15 protein-coding genes and 1 tRNA gene are annotated in these 16,180 nt (G+C 67.7%); 6 read left to right on the top strand and 10 right to left on the bottom strand.

The annotated features are described in order from the left end of the window. On the top strand, positions 1–832 hold an 832-nt coding region (locus N5E02_RS16600), incomplete at its 5' end, for an autotransporter outer membrane beta-barrel domain-containing protein (protein ID WP_279946511.1). A 504-nt stretch (positions 833–1,336) separates the two neighbouring features. On the opposite strand, the gene ychF is transcribed toward N5E02_RS16600, so the two are convergent. The 8 genes from ychF to N5E02_RS16560 all read right to left on the bottom strand — a co-directional run bounded on the left by ychF (position 1,337) and on the right by N5E02_RS16560 (position 8,279). Continuing rightward, positions 1,337–2,428, bottom strand: coding sequence for a redox-regulated ATPase YchF (gene ychF / locus N5E02_RS16595; RefSeq protein WP_005415403.1), 1,092 nt, complete (start codon positions 2,426–2,428; stop codon positions 1,337–1,339). A gap of 100 nt (positions 2,429–2,528) precedes the next feature. Further along, complete coding sequence (gene pth, locus N5E02_RS16590) at positions 2,529–3,107, bottom strand: aminoacyl-tRNA hydrolase (RefSeq protein ID WP_138953763.1); 579 nt, start codon at positions 3,105–3,107, stop codon at positions 2,529–2,531. A 48-nt stretch (positions 3,108–3,155) separates the two neighbouring features. Next, complete coding sequence (locus N5E02_RS16585; RefSeq protein ID WP_005415401.1) at positions 3,156–3,773, bottom strand: 50S ribosomal protein L25/general stress protein Ctc; 618 nt, start codon at positions 3,771–3,773, stop codon at positions 3,156–3,158. Between the two features lie 110 nt (positions 3,774–3,883). Next, complete coding sequence (locus N5E02_RS16580) at positions 3,884–4,843, bottom strand: ribose-phosphate diphosphokinase (RefSeq protein ID WP_005415400.1); 960 nt, start codon at positions 4,841–4,843, stop codon at positions 3,884–3,886. A gap of 140 nt (positions 4,844–4,983) precedes the next feature. Further along, positions 4,984–5,060 (bottom strand) — tRNA-Gln (locus N5E02_RS16575). Positions 5,061–5,071: 11 nt separating this feature from the next. Continuing rightward, positions 5,072–5,941, bottom strand: a complete 870-nt coding sequence (ispE, locus tag N5E02_RS16570; RefSeq protein WP_065196902.1) for a 4-(cytidine 5'-diphospho)-2-C-methyl-D-erythritol kinase — start codon at positions 5,939–5,941, stop codon at positions 5,072–5,074. Beyond that, entirely contained in the window at positions 5,938–6,597 is a 660-nt protein-coding gene (gene lolB / locus N5E02_RS16565) for a lipoprotein insertase outer membrane protein LolB (RefSeq protein ID WP_065178968.1), read from the bottom strand. The genes ispE and lolB overlap by 4 nt, the downstream gene beginning before the upstream one ends. Next, complete coding sequence (locus N5E02_RS16560; protein ID WP_175421912.1) at positions 6,594–8,279, bottom strand: tetratricopeptide repeat protein; 1,686 nt, start codon at positions 8,277–8,279, stop codon at positions 6,594–6,596. The genes lolB and N5E02_RS16560 overlap by 4 nt, the downstream gene beginning before the upstream one ends. Before the next feature lie 63 nt (positions 8,280–8,342). Between N5E02_RS16560 and hemA the strand changes: the two genes are divergently transcribed. From hemA to ppk2, 4 genes are read left to right on the top strand one after another with little or no spacing between them, the layout of a single operon-like run. After that, positions 8,343–9,626, top strand: coding sequence for a glutamyl-tRNA reductase (gene hemA / locus N5E02_RS16555; RefSeq protein ID WP_139726758.1), 1,284 nt, complete (start codon positions 8,343–8,345; stop codon positions 9,624–9,626). Beyond that, the gene (gene prfA / locus N5E02_RS16550) at positions 9,604–10,686 is read left to right on the top strand and encodes a peptide chain release factor 1 (protein WP_014036080.1); all 1,083 of its coding nucleotides are present in this window, start codon (positions 9,604–9,606) and stop codon (positions 10,684–10,686) included. Before hemA ends, prfA begins: the two co-directional genes overlap by 23 nt. Positions 10,687–10,691: 5 nt before the next feature. Then, positions 10,692–12,398 carry a tetratricopeptide repeat protein gene (locus tag N5E02_RS16545; RefSeq protein ID WP_279946510.1) on the top strand — a complete coding sequence of 569 codons (1,707 nt, stop codon included), beginning with the start codon at positions 10,692–10,694 and terminating at the stop codon, positions 12,396–12,398. Between the two features lie 46 nt (positions 12,399–12,444). Beyond that, complete coding sequence (gene ppk2, locus N5E02_RS16540) at positions 12,445–13,227, top strand: polyphosphate kinase 2 (RefSeq protein ID WP_065178972.1); 783 nt, start codon at positions 12,445–12,447, stop codon at positions 13,225–13,227. A 534-nt stretch (positions 13,228–13,761) separates the two neighbouring features. Here the strand turns inward: ppk2 and N5E02_RS16535 are convergent. Next, on the bottom strand, positions 13,762–14,337 hold the full coding sequence (locus N5E02_RS16535; RefSeq protein ID WP_053501043.1) for a TlpA disulfide reductase family protein: 576 nt from the start codon (positions 14,335–14,337) through the stop codon (positions 13,762–13,764). Further along, positions 14,334–15,608 (bottom strand): YihY family inner membrane protein, encoded by a 1,275-nt coding sequence (locus tag N5E02_RS16530; protein WP_005415390.1) that lies wholly within the window; start codon positions 15,606–15,608, stop codon positions 14,334–14,336. The genes N5E02_RS16535 and N5E02_RS16530 overlap by 4 nt, the downstream gene beginning before the upstream one ends. 77 nt (positions 15,609–15,685) lie before the next feature. Between N5E02_RS16530 and wrbA the strand changes: the two genes are divergently transcribed. Beyond that, on the top strand, positions 15,686–16,180 hold a 495-nt coding region (wrbA, locus tag N5E02_RS16525), incomplete at its 3' end, for an NAD(P)H:quinone oxidoreductase (RefSeq protein WP_279946509.1).

The raw sequence follows: 16,180 nt of genomic DNA, 5'->3' as shown, positions 1-16,180 counted from the left end.
CAGCGATGCCGTGGCCTGGATGCACCTTCGCAGCGCGCAGCCCGACAGCCACGACCGCAACCGCCAGGTCCAGGTCGATGGGCAGATCAGCAGCGTGCTGGTCGGCGTCGGCCGTCGCTTCGAGGTGGGCGGCGCGGGCGAACTGCAGGCAGGTGCGATGCTCGGCCACGGCCGCGCGCGCAATGACAGCCGCTCGCAGGTGACCGGCTACACCGCGCGTGGCGTGGTCACCGGCACCAGTGTGGGTGCCTATGCCACCTGGCTGCAGGATGCACGCATGCAAGGCGGCGCCTATGTGGATGGTTGGCTGCAGTACGGCCGCTTCCGCAACAGCGTGCAGGGCGATGGACTGCAGAAGGAACGTTATGACGCCCGCAACTGGAGTGCATCTGCCGAAGCTGGCTATGTGCTGCCCCTGCGGCGCACCGCGCAGCGCGGCATCTACCTGCAACCGCAACTGCAGGTAGTGCACAGCCGCTATGACAGCGACCGCGTGGTCGAGGCCAACGGCACGGTGGTCGAAGACCGCAGTGGTGACGAGACCAGCACCCGCCTCGGCCTGCGCCTGTACAGCCGTGGGTTGAGCGCGGCGCAGGGCCAGGTGCATCCGTACGTGGCAGTGAACTGGTGGTCCGGCGGCAATGGCGCGGGCCTGGCGATGGACGGTGAACGGCTGCAGCGGCAGTTGCCGCGCGACATCTACGAGGCCAAGGCCGGTGTACAGGTGGATCTGTCCGGCGGCTGGCGCGGCTGGGGCGAACTGAGCCGGCAGAGCGGCGGCATGGGCTTCCGCGACGTCGGTGCCCAGCTGGGCGTGTCGTACACCTGGTGATGCGGGAAGTGCCCGGCAAGGGAGTGCCGGGCGCTTTTTCCACATGCCGCGTGGAAAGCGGTGGGAGTTTGGTGTGGACAAGTGGCGGTGAGCTCCACGCACCAAGCGTTTCAGGGAGTGGCGTTTTTTTGTCCACGCCCATGCGCGGTTTTCCACATCCGCCGTGGAGAGTGGTTGGGATTTGGTGTGGACAAGTGGGTGCGAGCATTGCACCGCAGGCGTTTCGAAGCGTGGTGAAAATTTGTCCATATTGCACAGGCAACCTGGCAGAGCCGAGCCCACGCTCTGCTGATACCCCCCTGAGCCGAGCGTAGGCTCGGCTCTACAGGGGAGCTGTGCGGTTTTCCACATGTGGCGTGGAAAGCGATGGGAGTTTGCTGTGGACAAGTGCCGGCGAACGTCACGCCGCAAGCGTTTCGCAGTGTGGTGATTTTTTGTCCATCGCCGGAAACGCGAACGCCCCGCACAGGGCGGGGCGTCCGGGGTCGATCCGTTGCCGCCGGATCAGACGTTGAAGCGGAAGTGCAGGATATCGCCTTCCTGCACGCGGTATTCCTTGCCTTCCAGGCGCAGGCGACCTGCTTCCTTGGCGCCGGCTTCGCCCTTGTACTTGATGAAGTCGTCATACGCGATGGTTTCGGCGCGGATGAAGCCCTTCTCGAAGTCGGTGTGGATGACCGCGGCGGCCTGCGGGGCAGTGGCGCCCTTGCGCACGGTCCACGCACGGACTTCCTTCACGCCAGCGGTGAAGTAGGTCTGCAGGCCGAGCAGGCTGTAGGCCGCGTTGATCACGCGGTTCAAGCCCGGCTCGCTCAGGCCCAGGTCGGCCAGGAAGGTATCGCGGTCCTCGTCGTCGAGCTGGGACAGCTCTTCTTCGATCGCGGCCGACACCGGTACCACCTGCGCGCCTTCTGCGGCGGCATGCGCGCGCACGGCTTCCAGGTGCGGGTTGTTCTCGAAACCGTCTTCCAGCACGTTGGCGATGTACATCACCGGCTTCAGGGTCAGCAGGAACAGGTCGCGCACCAGCGCCTTCTCTTCCTCGTCCAGGCCGGCCGAGCGGCCGGCCTTGCCCTCCGACAGCGCCGCCTGCAGCTTGGCCAGTACCGGCTTGCGCGCCGCTGCATCCTTGTCGCCGCCCTTGGCCGCACGCTCGGCACGGTTCAGTGCCTTCTCGACGCTGTCCAGGTCGGCCAGCGCCAGTTCGGTATCGATGGTTTCGATGTCCGAGATCGGATCGACCTTGCCGGCCACGTGCACGATGTCGCCGTGCTCGAAGCAGCGCACCACGTGAGTGATCGCATCGACTTCGCGGATGTGTGCCAGGAACTTGTTGCCCAGGCCTTCACCGCTGGCGGCGCCGGCTACCAGGCCGGCGATGTCGACGAACTCGACTGCGGTCGGGATGACCTTCTGCGGGTTGATGATGCCCGCCAGCTCGTTCAGGCGCGGATCCGGTACCGGCACGATGCCGACGTTCGGCTCGATGGTGCAGAACGGGAAGTTCGCCGCGGCGATACCCGCCTTGGTCAGCGCATTGAACAGGGTCGACTTGCCGACGTTGGGCAGGCCGACGATGCCGCATTTGATACCCATGGGTGACAGCTCTCTGGGGTGAAAGTGATTGGGGAAACAGCGGCCTGGGCGCTGCTTTTCCAATCATTCTCCGTACCGACCAACGGTCGGTACCTACCGGCTACTTCGGGGTGTGCAGCCGCTTCATCGCTTCGTTGAAATCGCCCTGCACCGCCAGCGGCATCACGTCGATCGCATCATCGATGGCGCGTGCAATCAGCACGTCGTCGTCCTTCGACGGGCGCCCCAGCACCCAACCCACCACGCGGTCCTTGTGGCCGGGATGGCCGATGCCCACGCGCAGGCGATGGAACCTGCCGTGGCCGAGCAGGCGGATGGTGTCGCGCAGGCCGTTCTGGCCGCCGTGGCCACCGTCGAACTTCAGCCGTGCCGCGCCGGGCGGCAGGTCCAGCTCGTCGTGGGCCAGCAGGGTTTCCTCCGGCTCGATCTTCCAGAACCGCTGGGCGGCGGTGACCGACTTGCCGCTGAGGTTCATGAAGGTGGCGGGCTTGAGCAGCCACACCGTCTGCCCGGCGATCTCGACCTTGGCGGTCTCGCCGAACAGCTTGCTGTCCACATTCCATCGCGCACCGGCTTTTTCCGCCAGGGCCTCAACGAAATGAAACCCGGCATTGTGCCGGGTCCGGGCGTGTTCAGATCCGGGGTTGCCCAGACCGACGATCAGTCGCAGTCCTGCCATGGTTCCTTCCAGTACGGTGCCTGCCCGGAGGCAGGCACCGTAACGGTATTACTCGGCGGCAGCCGCTTCTTCGTCAGCCGCGTCGGCCTTGCCGGCCTTGGCGGTGACGATGGCGTCGTCGTGGTCCTTGCCCAGCGCCAGCGCCGGGATTTCCACGCCCTTCGGCAGCTTGATGTCGGACAGGTACACCACGTCACCGGCCTTCAGCTCGCCCAGGTCGACTTCGATCGACTCCGGCAGGTCCTTCGGCAGGCAGGTAATGGTCACTTCCTTCAGTTCGTGGGTGACCACGACGTCGGCAGCCTTGCCAGCCGGCGAGGTGTCTTCGTTGACGAAGTGCAGCGGGACCGAAGCAGTCAGGGCTTCGTTCTCGTTCACGCGCTGGAAGTCCAGGTGCATGATCAGCTGCTTGTACGGGTGGCGCTGCATGTCACGCAGCAGGACCTTCTGCACCTGGCCGTCCAGGTTCAGGTCCAGGATCGAGGCATAGAACCACTCGTTCTGCTGGGCCAGCCAGATTTCGTTGTGGTCCAGGCTGATGGCGACCGGCTCGGCGTTGCCGCCGTACACGATGGCCGGGATCACACCCGCGTGACGCAGGCGGCGGCTCGCACCCTTACGCTGCAGTTCACGCTTGGTGACCTTGATTTCATGGGTCTTCGACATTTTCGACTACTCAGGTTGTTGCCTCGCCTTTCGGCGTGGCGGTTGAAGATGCTTCCGCGACCAGAAGCACCCGGGGTATGTCCCCGCCGCTGTCGGCAGGGACGAAAAACTCAGTCGACGTACAGCGAGCTGACCGACTCGCCGAAGGCGATGCGGCGCATCGTTTCGGCCAGCATCTCCGCCACGCTCAGCTGGCGGATCTTGCTGCACACCCGCGCGGCGTCCTTCAGCGGGATGGTGTCGGTCACCACCAGTTCGTCGAGCTGGGAATTGGTGATGTTGTCCACCGCCGGGCCCGACAGCACCGCGTGGGTGCAGTAGGCGGCGACCTTGAGCGCACCGCGCGCCTTCAGGGCAGCGGCAGCGGCGCACAGAGTGCCGGCGGTATCGACGATGTCATCGACCATGACGCAGGTCTTGCCTTCGACGTCGCCGATGATGTTCATCACGGTGGAGACGTTGGCGCGCGGGCGGCGCTTGTCGATGATCGCCAGGTCGGCGTCATCCAGGCGCTTGGCCACCGCACGGGCGCGGACCACGCCGCCCACGTCCGGCGAGACGACGATCAGGTTCTCGGTGCCGTAGGCGCGCCAGATGTCGGCCAGCAGCAGCGGGGACGCATACACGTTGTCCACCGGAATATCGAAGAAGCCCTGGATCTGGTCGGCGTGCAGGTCGACGGTCAGCACGCGATCAGCGCCCGCGGTGCTGAACATCTTGGCCGCCAGCTTGGCGGTGATCGGCACGCGCGAGGAGCGCATGCGGCGATCCTGGCGCGAGTAGCCGAAGTACGGCACCACGGCGGTCACGCTGGCCACCGATGCGCGCTTGAGCGCGTCGATCAGCACCAGCAGTTCCATCAGGTTTTCCGCGCTCGGCGCGCAGGTCGGCTGGATCACGAACACGTCCTGCTTGCGGACGTTCTCTTCGATCTCCACCTGCACTTCACCATCGGAGAAGTGCGAGACCAGCGCCTTGCCCGGGCGAACCCCCAGTTCCTTGCAGATGTTCTGCGCCAGACGTTTGTTGGCGTTGCCGGAAAAGACCAGCAGGTTCGGGGACTCTTGCATCATGATTGTCTCGGGCGGGGACGAGTGGCGGGGATCCGGGGGCGGCAAGGACCCGGATGGACCCTTGCTGCTGACAACACCGCGGTTGTTTCCACGTCCCGCGCGGGCGATGCGCTGGAAGGCGCGGACACAGCCGCTATTGGCAGGGGCGGTAGGATTCGAACCTACGAATGCCAGGATCAAAACCTGGTGCCTTGGGCCTCTTGGCGACGCCCCTGCATTGATAAATCAGTGTTGCTCGAGTGCATCCAGCAGTGGCGAACGCGCAACGCCCGCTGCCACCCTTGCCCGCAACTCCTTCGGCAATTTCGACCGTCCCTGCTCTGCAGCAGACTGCGACGCGAATTCGACGAAACAACCACTTCCCGAACCGGTCAGCCGCGCCGTGCCGATGTCGCTCAACGCGGCAAGCGCTGCCTCGACGGCAGGCTCACGGCGGCGCAGCACCGGCTCGAACGCGTTCCCGACCAGGGTCCCGGAAGCGAAGTCCTCTATTTTCGCCACTGGGCTGTCGCGCGTCAAATCCGGGTCTGCAAACAGGGCCGGCGTGGGAACATGAACGCCCGGTTCGACCACCACATACCAGGCCGGCGCCAGCGTGATCGGCTGCAGGCGCTCGCCCACCCCTTCGGCCCAGGCGTTGCGGCCGCGCACGAACACCGGCACGTCGGCGCCCAGGCGCAGGCCCAGCGCGGCCAGGGCATCTTCATCCAGGCCGGCATGCCAGAGCCGGTTCAGTACCACCAGTACGGTGGCCGCGTCGGACGAACCGCCGCCAAATCCACCACCGGCAGGAACGTGCTTTTCGACGATGATGTCAGCACCTTGCGCAACCTTCGCCGCTTCCTGAAGCAGACGCGCGGCGCGCACCGCCAGATCATCGGCCTCGGCCACGCCGGCCAGGCCCTCGCCCTGCCGGCGCACCTGGCCGTCTTCACGCAGGCGCAGGCCGATGCGGTCCCCCCAGTCCAGCAGGCGGAACACGGTCTGCAGTTCGTGGTAGCCGTCGGCCCGGCGGCCGGTAATGTGCAGGAACAGGTTCAGCTTGGCCGGGGCCGGCCACCAGGACCAGCCCGCGTCGTCGACTGCCCCGCTCATGGCGTGCCCTGCCCCCACTCGTCCACCAGCAGGCGCACCTTGGCGTCACCGTTGCTGGCCTCGATCCGGCGCGGCAGCGCCGGCCGTCCGGCGTCGGCCGGGTACCAGTCCAGGTACTGTACCTGCCAGCCCATCTGCTGCATGCGGCGGGGCCGGCCTTCGCCGTCGCGTTCGACCGTCTCGGGGCCGGCGGCGTCGCCGGCCACCAGGCCACGGATCCACTCCGGCAACTGGTTGACCGGAATGTCCCAGCCGGTCGCTTCCAGCAACAGCTGCTGGGCGTCCTCGCCGTCGCGCGGACCGCCTGCCAGTCCTTCCAGGCGGCCAGCTTCGGAATGGGTGTCACCGGTCAGCTTCCAGCTCTGCCGGGTCACCGGCGCGCTCAACTCCACCACGTAGCGGCGGCCTTGCTGCTTCCAGTCGATGCGACCGCTGCCGCCGTCCTTGCCCTTGCTGACCGCGACCCGGCCCTGGAAGGCCCAGTCCGGTTGTGCATGCAGGGCGGCCACGCGCGCCGCTTCGGCCTGCGCCGCTTCGGCCGAGACCGTCTCGACCACCGCCGGTGGGGGGGTCTTCTGCGTGCCCACGCTGGTACAGGCGGTCACCGCCAGGGTCGCAGCCGCCAACAGCAGCGGCCGGATCAGGGAAACACTCATGGATTGAATTTCTCGCGGGCGCGCAGCAGCGCGCGGTTTTCAGGGTCGAGCTTGGCCGCTTCGTCGAAGAAGTGGCGGGCCTCGTCATGCTTGCCCAGCACCCACAGCACCTCGCCGACATGGGCGGCGATCTCCGGGTCCTTGGCCAGGGTCCAGGCCCGGCGCAGCTGCACCAGCGCTTCGTCCTTGCGGCCCAGGCGATACAGCACCCAGCCATAGCTGTCGACGATGGCGGCGTTGTCCGGCTCGGCGACGCGGGCGCGGTCGATCAGCTCCAGCGCCTCCTGCAGGCGCCCGGTACGGTCAGCCAGGGTGTAGCCCAAGGCATTCAGGGCCGGCACGTTTTCCGGGTCGGTCACCAGGATCTTGCGCAGGTCGGCCTCGGCGCGCGGAATATCGTCACGACGCTCCCAGGTGAGCGCGCGGGCGTACAGCAGGCCATTGTCATCCGGGTAGGCGGCCAGGCCGCGGGCCAGCGCATCCAGCTCGCCAGCACTGTCATCGCCGCGCTGGCGCAGCTCGGCCTCCAGCAGATACGCGTCACGGCGCACATCATCATCGACCACCGCGTCGGACTGGATCGCGTGCACCTCATCCAGTGCCTGCGGCAGCCGTCCGGCCAGGGCCTGGGCGTTGGCCGCACGCAGGCGCGCCTCGCTCAGCTCATCACCGCCGGGCACACTGTGGTACCACTGCACCGCCTCGGGATAGCGCTTCAGGTATTCGGCGATCTTGCCCAGCAACAGGCGCTGCGCGGGGTCCGGCTTGGCCGCCTGCCGCGACAGTTCGTTGTAGAGGTTGGACAGCGCCGCCTTGTCGCCCTGCTTGGCCAACAGTGAAGCGCGCATGCCCCAGGTCTGCACATCCTGCGGGCCGAATGCCAGTACGCGCTCGGCCGCAGCCGGTTGCCCCAGGCTGTCGTAGGCGATGGCCACCGCATTGCGCAGCTCGGGGTCCTGCCGTGTCTTCGGCTCGACGTCGTGCAGCAGCGACAAGGCCTTGTCGGTCTCGCCGGCCTGCTGCAGCTGGCTGGCACGCAGCAACGCTACGCGCGGTTCTTCGGGGAAGCGCCTGACCACTTCATCGATCATGCGCCGCGCCAGGTCGGGCTTGTCCATGCGCAGGGCGAGGCGGCCGAACTCCTGCCAGGCCTCGATCTTCGGCGGAATCGCATTGGCATCGACCAGCTCGCCGAGCACCTGCGCCGGCACCGCCGGGTCGCGGCCACCGCCGATCAGCGCGGCCAGGGCGAACTTCCAGCCGCGCTCGTCGGGGTCGGCCAGCAGCGCCTGCAATTCAGTGCGGGCGGCCTTCACATCGCCCTGGCGCATGGCCAGCGCACCGGCGGCGCTGCGCATGGTCAACGAACGCGGGGCGCGCTGCTGCCACAGGGCCAGGCCCTTGGCGGCGCTGGCGTCATCATTGGCAAGCATGGAGATACGGGTCGCGCGCTCGGCCAGGCCAGCGTCGCCGTCGGTCTGCTGCGCGGCCTGCAGGTACCAGCGCGCGGCCTCGGCCAGCTTGCCGGCCTGCAGGGCGAACTCACCGGCCATCACCGGCTCCAGCGCCAGTTCCCCGGTGGCCGCGGCCCGCACGGGGACCTTGGCCGGCACCGCCGCCAGGGCCTGGGCGCAGGCCAGGGACAGCAGCAGAACACTGGGGATGCGAATCAATGCGGGCATCGTCGGCATCGGGGCCTTAAAATGTCGTCCAATGGCCAGCAGCTTATCGCAAGCAACTGAACAATGACCCTGTGGGTGCTCGGACTGAATCACCAGACCGCACCGGTAGAGCTGCGCGAGCGCGCGGCCTTCGCCGGTGAGGCGTTGCCGCGTGCGCTGGGCTCGCTGCGCGATACCCCGCAGATCGCCGAGGCGGTCCTGTTGTCGACCTGCAACCGCACCGAGCTGTACGCCGTGGCCGAGTCGGCACAGGCGCTGGACCAGTGGCTGCGCAGCCAGGCCGGCGACCTGCAGGGCTATCTGTACCAGCATGCCGATGCCGAGGCCGTGCGCCACCTGTTCCGGGTCGCCACCGGGCTGGACTCGATGGTGCTGGGCGAACCGCAGATCCTCGGCCAGGTGAAGGACGCCTGGTCGACCGCGCGCGACCATGGCCTGCTCGGCCAGCGCCTGGACCGCCTGTTCCAGCAGACCTTCTCGGTGGCCAAGCGGGCGCGCACCGATACCCAGGTCGGTGCCAACCCGGTATCGGTGGCGTCGGCCGCGGTGCGCCTGGCGCAGAACGCGTTCGCCCGGCTGGACGACTCCACCGCGCTGCTGGTCGGGGCCGGCGAGACCATCGAGCTGGCTGCACGGCACCTGAGCGAAGGCAAGGTGCGGCGGCTGCTGATCGCCAACCGCACCCTGGCCCACGCGCAGGAACTGGCCAGCCGCCATGGCGGCGTGGCCCTGCCGCTGACCGAACTGGACCGCCACCTGGGCGAGGCCGACGTGGTGTTCTCGGCCACCGCCGCGCGCGAGCCGGTGATCCATCGCGAGATGGTGGCCAAGGCCCTGCGTGCACGCCGGCACAAGCCGATGCTGCTGTTCGACCTGGCCGTTCCGCGCGACATCGAAGCCGAGGTCGGCACGCTCAACGATGCCTTCCTCTACACCGTCGATGATCTGGAACGCGCGGTGGAAGACAACCGTCGTGGCCGCCGCGAGGCCGCCGCCGAAGCCGAGGCGATCATCGACCTGCAGGTATCGCGTTACGTCGAGACCCAGCAGGCCAGTGCCCATCAGGCGCCTTTGCGGCAGCTGCGTGCGTTCGGCGAGGCCACCCGCGCCGAGTTGCTGGAGCGCGCACGCCAGCAGCTGGCCAACGGCAAGCCCGCCGACGAAGTGCTGGAACTGCTGGCCCACGGCCTGACCAACCGCCTGCTGCACCCGCCGACCGCCGCACTGCGCGCCGCCGCGCTGAGTGGCGATGCCGACCTGACCCGCGCCGCCGAGCGCCTGTTCCCGGCCACGCCGGGCTACCGCCACCCACCCGTGAGACCCGATGACGCCGACCCTGCGCCGTAAGCTGGAAGCGCTGGCCGAGCGCCGCGAAGAACTGGAACGCCTGCTCGCCGAACCCGATGTGGTCGCCGACAACACCCGTTTCCGCGACCTTTCGCGCGAATTCGCCCAACTTGAACCGGTCGCCACTGCACTGGCCGATGAAGCCCGTGCCAAGGCCGACCTGGCGGCCGCCGAAGGCATGCGCGCCGACCCCGACCTGCGCGAGCTGGCCGACGAGGAAATCGCCGCCGCCCAGGCGCGCCTGCAGGAGCTGGAACAGGAACTGGCCCTGTTGCTGGTGCCACGCGATCCGCGCGACGAAGGCAACCTGTTCCTTGAAGTACGCGCCGGCACCGGCGGCGACGAAGCCGCGATCTTCGCCGGCGACCTGTTCCGCATGTACGCCCGCTATGCCGAACGCCAGGGCTGGAAGGTCGAGATCGAATCGGACAACCCCGGCGAGCATGGCGGCTACAAGGAAGTGGTGGCACGTGTGGTCGGCCGGGGTGCGTTCTCGCGCCTGAAGTTCGAATCGGGCACGCACCGCGTGCAGCGCGTGCCGGCCACCGAATCGCAGGGCCGCATCCATACCTCGGCGGCGACCGTGGCGATCATTCCCGAGGCCGACGAAGTCGATGACATCGTCATCAATCCGGCCGACCTGAAGGTGGATACGTTCCGCTCGTCCGGCGCCGGTGGCCAGCACGTCAACAAGACCGAGTCCGCGATCCGCATCACCCATGTGCCAACCGGCGTGGTGGTGGAGTGCCAGACCGAGCGCAGCCAGCACGCCAACCGCGACAAGGCGATGAAGCGCCTGAAGGCGCAGCTGCTCGATGCCGAGCGCCAGCGCCAGGACGCGGCACAGGCCGAATCGCGGCGCCTGCAGGTCGGCAGCGGCGATCGCAGCCAGCGCATCCGCACCTACAACTTCCCGCAGGGCCGGATCACCGACCACCGCGTGGAAGGCCTGACGTTGTACGACCTGCCCAACATCCTGGCCGGTGACCTCGACCCGCTGCTGCAGCGGCTCAGCCACGAACACCAGGTCGACGCCCTGGCCCAGCTGTCGGCGGGCTGAGCACGATGACGGCCTGGAAGCAGCGGCAGCACCTGCAGCAGGCGATCGCACGCCAGCCCGGCGACTTCGTCGCCTGGGTGATGCTGGCCGACCTGGAACTGGAAGCCGGCGACATCGCTGCCGGCGAGCAGGCCGCACGACACGCCCTGCAGCTGCGCCCGAACCACCCCGAAGCGCTGGCGCGGCTGGGCCGCGTGGCGTGGATGGCCGGCGCGCACACCGACGCGGCGAAGCTGCTCGGCCAGGCCTCGGCATTGGCCCCGCAGCACCCGGGCATCGCGCTGTGGCTGGGCCATGCGCTGGAAGATGCCGATGATGCCGAAGGCGCAGCAGCGGCCTATCGCCGCGCGCACGCGCTGATGCCGGGCGAACCCTACATCGCGGCCCAGCGCCTGGCCTGGCAGCGCCGCCTGTGTGACTGGCAGGACGTGGACACGCTGGCTGCGCAGGTACGTGCCGCGCTCGCTTCCGGGCAGGGTGCAGTGGAACCCTTCGCCTTCCTCAGTGAAGACGTAGGCGCTGCGGAGCAGTTGGCCTGTGCGCGCACACGCGCCGCGGTCGTTGCGTCGGCGGTGCGCCCCCTTCCTGCAGTGAAGGTTCGCGAGCACGGCGCGTTGCGCGTCGGCTTCCTCTCCAATGGCTTCGGCGCCCATCCCACCGGGCTGCTGACCGTGGCCCTGCTCGAACACCTGCGCCATGACCCGGCGCTGCAGCTGCACCTGTTCGCGCTGAACCGCGCCGATGGCAGCCGCATCCGCGAACGCCTGCAGGCTGCGGCCCGCCTGCATGACGTGGCCGCACTGCGGCATGCCGACATCGCGGCCCGCATCCGTGCACAGGGCATCGACCTGCTGTTCGACCTGCGCGGCTGGGGGGGCGGCGGCACGCCCGAAGTGCTGGCCATGCGCCCGGCCCCGTTGCAGCTGAACTGGCTGGCCTACCCCGGCACATCAGGTGCGCGCTGGCTGGATGCCGTGGTCGCCGACGAATTCGTGCTGCCGGCATCGCTGGAACCTCACTTCAGCGAACGCGTCCTGCGCCTGCCACGTGCCTTCCAACCCTCGGACAACACCCGCGTACTGGAACCGGCACCGTCCCGCGCCGAGTGCGGGCTGCCCGAACACGGCGTGGTGTTCTGCTGCTTCAACAACAGCTACAAGCTCAACCCGCGCAGCATGGGCCGCGCCTTCGCGGTGCTGCAGGCCGTGCCCGGCAGCGTGCTGTGGCTGCTGTCCGGGCCCGGCAAGGCCGACGCCCGCCTACGTGCGGCCGCACAGGCCGCAGCCCTGGACCCGGCGCGCCTGGTGTTCATGGCCAAGCTGCCGCATCCGCAGTACCTGGCCCGCTATCAGCTGGCCGACCTGTTCCTCGACACGCATCCGTACAACGCGCACACCACAGCCTCCGATGCGCTGTGGGCCGGCTGCCCGGTGCTGACCTGCCCGGGCGATACCTTCGCCGCGCGCGTGGCCGGCAGCCTCAACCATCATCTGGGTCTCTCGCGGATGAACGTTGCCGACGATGCGGCGTTCATCGCCATCGCCAGCGCGCTGGGCAACGACCCGGTGGCGCTGGCAGCGTTGCGTGCCGAACTGGCGCAGGCACGCGAAGACCGTGGTGTATTCGACATGGCAGGTTTTGCCCATGACCTTTCCGCCCTGCTGCAGACGCTGGCGGGCGAGCAGGGCTGGCAGGGCGTCGACACCCCCTGAGCAACCCGTGCGCTACGCTCCGGCTTCCTCCCCGCGTGGTGTGACGATGGCCAAGCTCAAGCGCAAGGACTACGACGAACTGCTGCTGCCGCTGCAGCTGGAACTGACTGCAATGGCGCGCTGGGTGCAGTACAGCGGGCAACGCCTGCTGGTGCTGTTCGAAGGCCGCGATACAGCCGGCAAGGGCGGCGCGATCCAGGCCATCAGCCAGCATCTCAACCCGCGCCAATGCCGGGTGGTGGCGCTGCCCAAGCCCACCGACCGTGAAGCCACGCAGTGGTACTTCCAGCGTTACGCCGCGCATCTTCCCGCCGCCGGCGAGATCGTGCTGATGGACCGCAGCTGGTACAACCGCGCCGGTGTTGAACGGGTGATGGGCTATTGCAGCGAAACCGAGTACCAGCAGTTCCTGCGCCAGGCGCCGGTGTTCGAACAGCTGCTGGTGGACGACGGCATCCTGCTGTTCAAGTACTGGTTGTGCGTGGACCAGGAGCAACAGGAAAAGCGCTTCGCCGAACGCCATCTCGATCCGCTGAAGGGCTGGAAGCTCTCACCGGTCGACCTGAAATCGCGCAGCAAGTACAGCGCGTACACCGAGGCACGCGAGGCGATGCTGCGCGCGACGCATCGCGAGGCGGCGCCGTGGACGCTGGTGGACTTCAACGACCAGCGGCTGGGGCGGCTGACGCTGGTGCGCAACCTGCTGGACCGGTTGCCGGACACGCGGGTGGACGCACCGTTGCCGGAGCTGCCGAAGCTGAAGGGCAAGCTGCATCGCGAGCACTACGATGTGCTGAAGCCGATCGAGGATTTCCCGGTCGAGGAATAGGGTGGGTCGGCAGGGCTTGCGGCCCTGCACCTGCCGAAGCCAGAGCAACGGCAACAGCAACAGCAACGGCGGGCTTCCTGAGGGATGGCGGGGCGGGTCCGGGTGCGGGGGGCGCTGCAAGTACGTCCATGTAAGCTCGGTCGCCGCATCCATGCGGCTCACGCCCCCGCACCCGGACCCACCCCGCCTTCGACAGATTTCCGCGATCTGTCGTTGATCCACACCATGCGTGGATGCTCTTCGAATTCAATTCGAAATATTCGATTTGTCTGGAGAATCATCCACGCATGGCGTGGATCTACCAGACATGAGGAATCTGTCAGAGGTGGGGCGGTGTCGGAGTGCGGGGTGTCAGCCGCATGGATGCGGCTGCCAAGCCTACATGGACGTACTTGCGGCGTCCCCGCACTCCGACACCGCCCCGCCACCCCACGGATAGCCCGCTGTTGCTGTTGCTTCGGCTGTTGCTGTTGCTGCCGGCCAGCGGCCGGCACTACCGCGGGTGCAGGGCCGCAGGCCCTGCCGACAAACCCACTACTTGGCAGCCGCGATCTGCTTCTCGATGTCGGCGGCGGTCACCGGGCCAAGGAACGTGTGCGCCAGCTTGCCCTGCGGGTCCAGCAGATGCGTCAGCGGCAGGCCACGCGGCGTGGCGAAGTCGGCCGGCGGATCGAACGGGTCCACGATCACGATCGGATAGGTCACCGGATGCTTGGCCAGGAACGACTGCATCTCCGGCACTTCGATGTCCTCGTAAGCCAAGCCGACCACTTCGATGTTGCTACGCATCGCATGCAGGGCCGACAGCTCGGGCATTTCCTTGCGGCACGGCGCGCACCAGGTAGCCCAGAAGTTCACCACCACCCACTTGCCGCGATGCGCGGCCAGGTCGTAGTCGCTGCCATCCACCGCCTTCATCTTCAGCGTCGGGAACTCGGCGGTGGTGCGCTCGGCCGGGGTTTCCTCGACCGGTGCCGGCGTGCTCGGCGTCGGTGCCTGCGCCGGTGGCTGGCTGCTGGCCGGTGCCGGCTCCTGGGCCGGTTTGCAGGCCGCCAGGGCCAGCAGCAGGGTCAACGGGAGCAGCAGCGGCAACGACGTCTTGCGGGTCATGGGGTGTCTCCAGAGTCGGTATAGATATCACTGACCTTGCGCTTCAGGCGTTCGCGCAGGGGCAGTCGCAGGTCATCCAGCGCCGCCAAGGCGGCACGGCCCAGGCTGTCGTCGCGGTACGGGAGGTGCTGCTCGGCTACTGGGATGCGCAGCTGGGTGCATTCGTACAGATCGGCCAGGCTGACCTGGTCCAGGTCGCGTGACAGCAGCCACTCGCCGCGCTCATCGCGGCGCAGCAGGTCGATCTCCTGCAGGTTGCAGATCAGGTCCTGCAGCAGTGAATCGGTCAGCATCGGCTCCAGCCGCAGGATCTCGTCATCGGCCAGGCCTTTGCCCTTGGCCCGTGCATGCTGGAAGCGGCCAAGCAGGCGCAGCAGCCCATAGAACTCGTACCCCTGCGGCAGGCGCAGCTCGACCGGCTGGTAGCGGAAGGCGGCCATCGAGGAGGCCAGCGACGCACCCAGCAGCACCGCCACCCAGCACAGGTAGATCCACAGCAGCAGGATCGGCACGAAGGCGACCGTGCCATACAGCTTCTGATAGGACTGGAAGCTGCCCAGATACGCGCCGATGCCCCACTTCACCAGTTCAAGGATGACCGCCGCCAGGATCGCGCCGGGCACGGCATGCCGCCATTTCACCGTGTGGTGCGGCACCACGCGGAACATCAGCGTGATGCAGACGAACTCGATCAGGATCGGTGCCAGCCGCAGCGCCAGTTCGGCCAACCAACGGCCCTCCTGGGTACCGAACAACGGCATCGCGAACACCCTCGCCGATACTGCCAGCGATGCGGCGGCAAGCATCGCGCCCAGGGTCAGCACGGTCCAGTAGACCAGGAAGCGGGTCAGCTTGGGCCGGCTCGAGCCGACCCGCCAGATCTGGTTGAAGGTCTCTTCCACGCTGTTGAGCGTGATCAGCAGTGAGGCGACCAGTGCGATGAAGCCGGCGGCCGTCAGCTGGCCGGCACTGGCCGAAAACTGCCGCAGGTAACCCTCGGCCGCGCGCGCCGCGGAGGGCACGAAGTTGGAGAACACGTAGTCGCTGAGCTGATCGCTCCAGCGGTCGAAAACGGGAAAGGCCGAGAGCACGCCGAATACCACGATGGCCAGCGGCACCAGCGCGAACACCGTGGTGTACGCCAGCGCCGCCGCTGCCTGGAACAGGCGGTCGTCGAGGAAGCGATGCCACAGGAAGCGGCCGAAACTGATGGCCCGTGCGCGATCCCGCGCGCGCTCCATCCACAGGTTGAGCGTATCCAAAGGTTCCATCGGTGGAAGGGTACCCGATGCGGAATGCTCGCAGGATAGCCATACTGGTGGCCACACGACGAGGAGAAGCGGGCACGATGGGCGAGATTCTGGTGCTGTATTACAGCCGGGGCGGTTCGGTGGCACGGCTGGCGCGCCAGATCGCGCGGGGCATCGGCGAAGTGCCGGGCATGACCGCGCGCCTGCGCACGGTGCCGCCGGTGGCCGCAGTGACCCAGACCGCGCAGCCGCCGGTACCCGAAGATGGCGCCCCCTATGTAAGCGTGCAGGACCTGGTCGAATGCCAGGGCCTGCTGCTCGGCAGCCCGACCCGCTTCGGCAACATGGCCGCGCCGGTGAAGCATTTCCTGGACGGGCTGGGCGCCGAATGGGTCAATGGCACCCTGTCCGGCAAGCCGGCCGGCGTGTTCACGTCCACCGCATCCATGCATGGCGGCCAGGAATCGACCCTGCTGTCGATGCAGGTGCCGCTGCTGCACCATGGCTGCGTGATCGTCGGCATCCCGTTCACCGAACCGGCGCTGAGCCATACCACCAGTGGCGGCACACCCTATGGCGCCAGCCACGTAGCC

Origin of the sequence: Stenotrophomonas sp. GD03777 (genome assembly GCF_029842485.1) — a bacterium.
Classification (GTDB): domain Bacteria; phylum Pseudomonadota; class Gammaproteobacteria; order Xanthomonadales; family Xanthomonadaceae; genus Stenotrophomonas; species Stenotrophomonas sepilia.
Note: the sequence above shows the minus strand (reverse complement) of the source record. Positions and strands in the feature narration are given on the sequence as shown.

What these genes read in the sequence shown, in the direction of transcription:
- ychF (WP_005415403.1), bottom strand. Translation starts at nt 2,428, where the DNA reads ATGGGTATCAAATGCGGCATCGTCGGCCTGCCCAACGTCGGCAAGTCG.
- pth (WP_138953763.1), bottom strand. Translation starts at nt 3,107, where the DNA reads ATGGCAGGACTGCGACTGATCGTCGGTCTGGGCAACCCCGGATCTGAA.
- N5E02_RS16585 (WP_005415401.1), bottom strand. Translation starts at nt 3,773, where the DNA reads ATGTCGAAGACCCATGAAATCAAGGTCACCAAGCGTGAACTGCAGCGT.
- N5E02_RS16580 (WP_005415400.1), bottom strand. Translation starts at nt 4,843, where the DNA reads ATGCAAGAGTCCCCGAACCTGCTGGTCTTTTCCGGCAACGCCAACAAA.
- ispE (WP_065196902.1), bottom strand. Translation starts at nt 5,941, where the DNA reads ATGAGCGGGGCAGTCGACGACGCGGGCTGGTCCTGGTGGCCGGCCCCG.
- lolB (WP_065178968.1), bottom strand. Translation starts at nt 6,597, where the DNA reads ATGAGTGTTTCCCTGATCCGGCCGCTGCTGTTGGCGGCTGCGACCCTG.
- N5E02_RS16560 (WP_175421912.1), bottom strand. Translation starts at nt 8,279, where the DNA reads ATGCCCGCATTGATTCGCATCCCCAGTGTTCTGCTGCTGTCCCTGGCC.
- hemA (WP_139726758.1), top strand. Translation starts at nt 8,343, where the DNA reads ATGACCCTGTGGGTGCTCGGACTGAATCACCAGACCGCACCGGTAGAG.
- prfA (WP_014036080.1), top strand. Translation starts at nt 9,604, where the DNA reads ATGACGCCGACCCTGCGCCGTAAGCTGGAAGCGCTGGCCGAGCGCCGC.
- N5E02_RS16545 (WP_279946510.1), top strand. Translation starts at nt 10,692, where the DNA reads ATGACGGCCTGGAAGCAGCGGCAGCACCTGCAGCAGGCGATCGCACGC.
- ppk2 (WP_065178972.1), top strand. Translation starts at nt 12,445, where the DNA reads ATGGCCAAGCTCAAGCGCAAGGACTACGACGAACTGCTGCTGCCGCTG.
- N5E02_RS16535 (WP_053501043.1), bottom strand. Translation starts at nt 14,337, where the DNA reads ATGACCCGCAAGACGTCGTTGCCGCTGCTGCTCCCGTTGACCCTGCTG.
- N5E02_RS16530 (WP_005415390.1), bottom strand. Translation starts at nt 15,608, where the DNA reads ATGGAACCTTTGGATACGCTCAACCTGTGGATGGAGCGCGCGCGGGAT.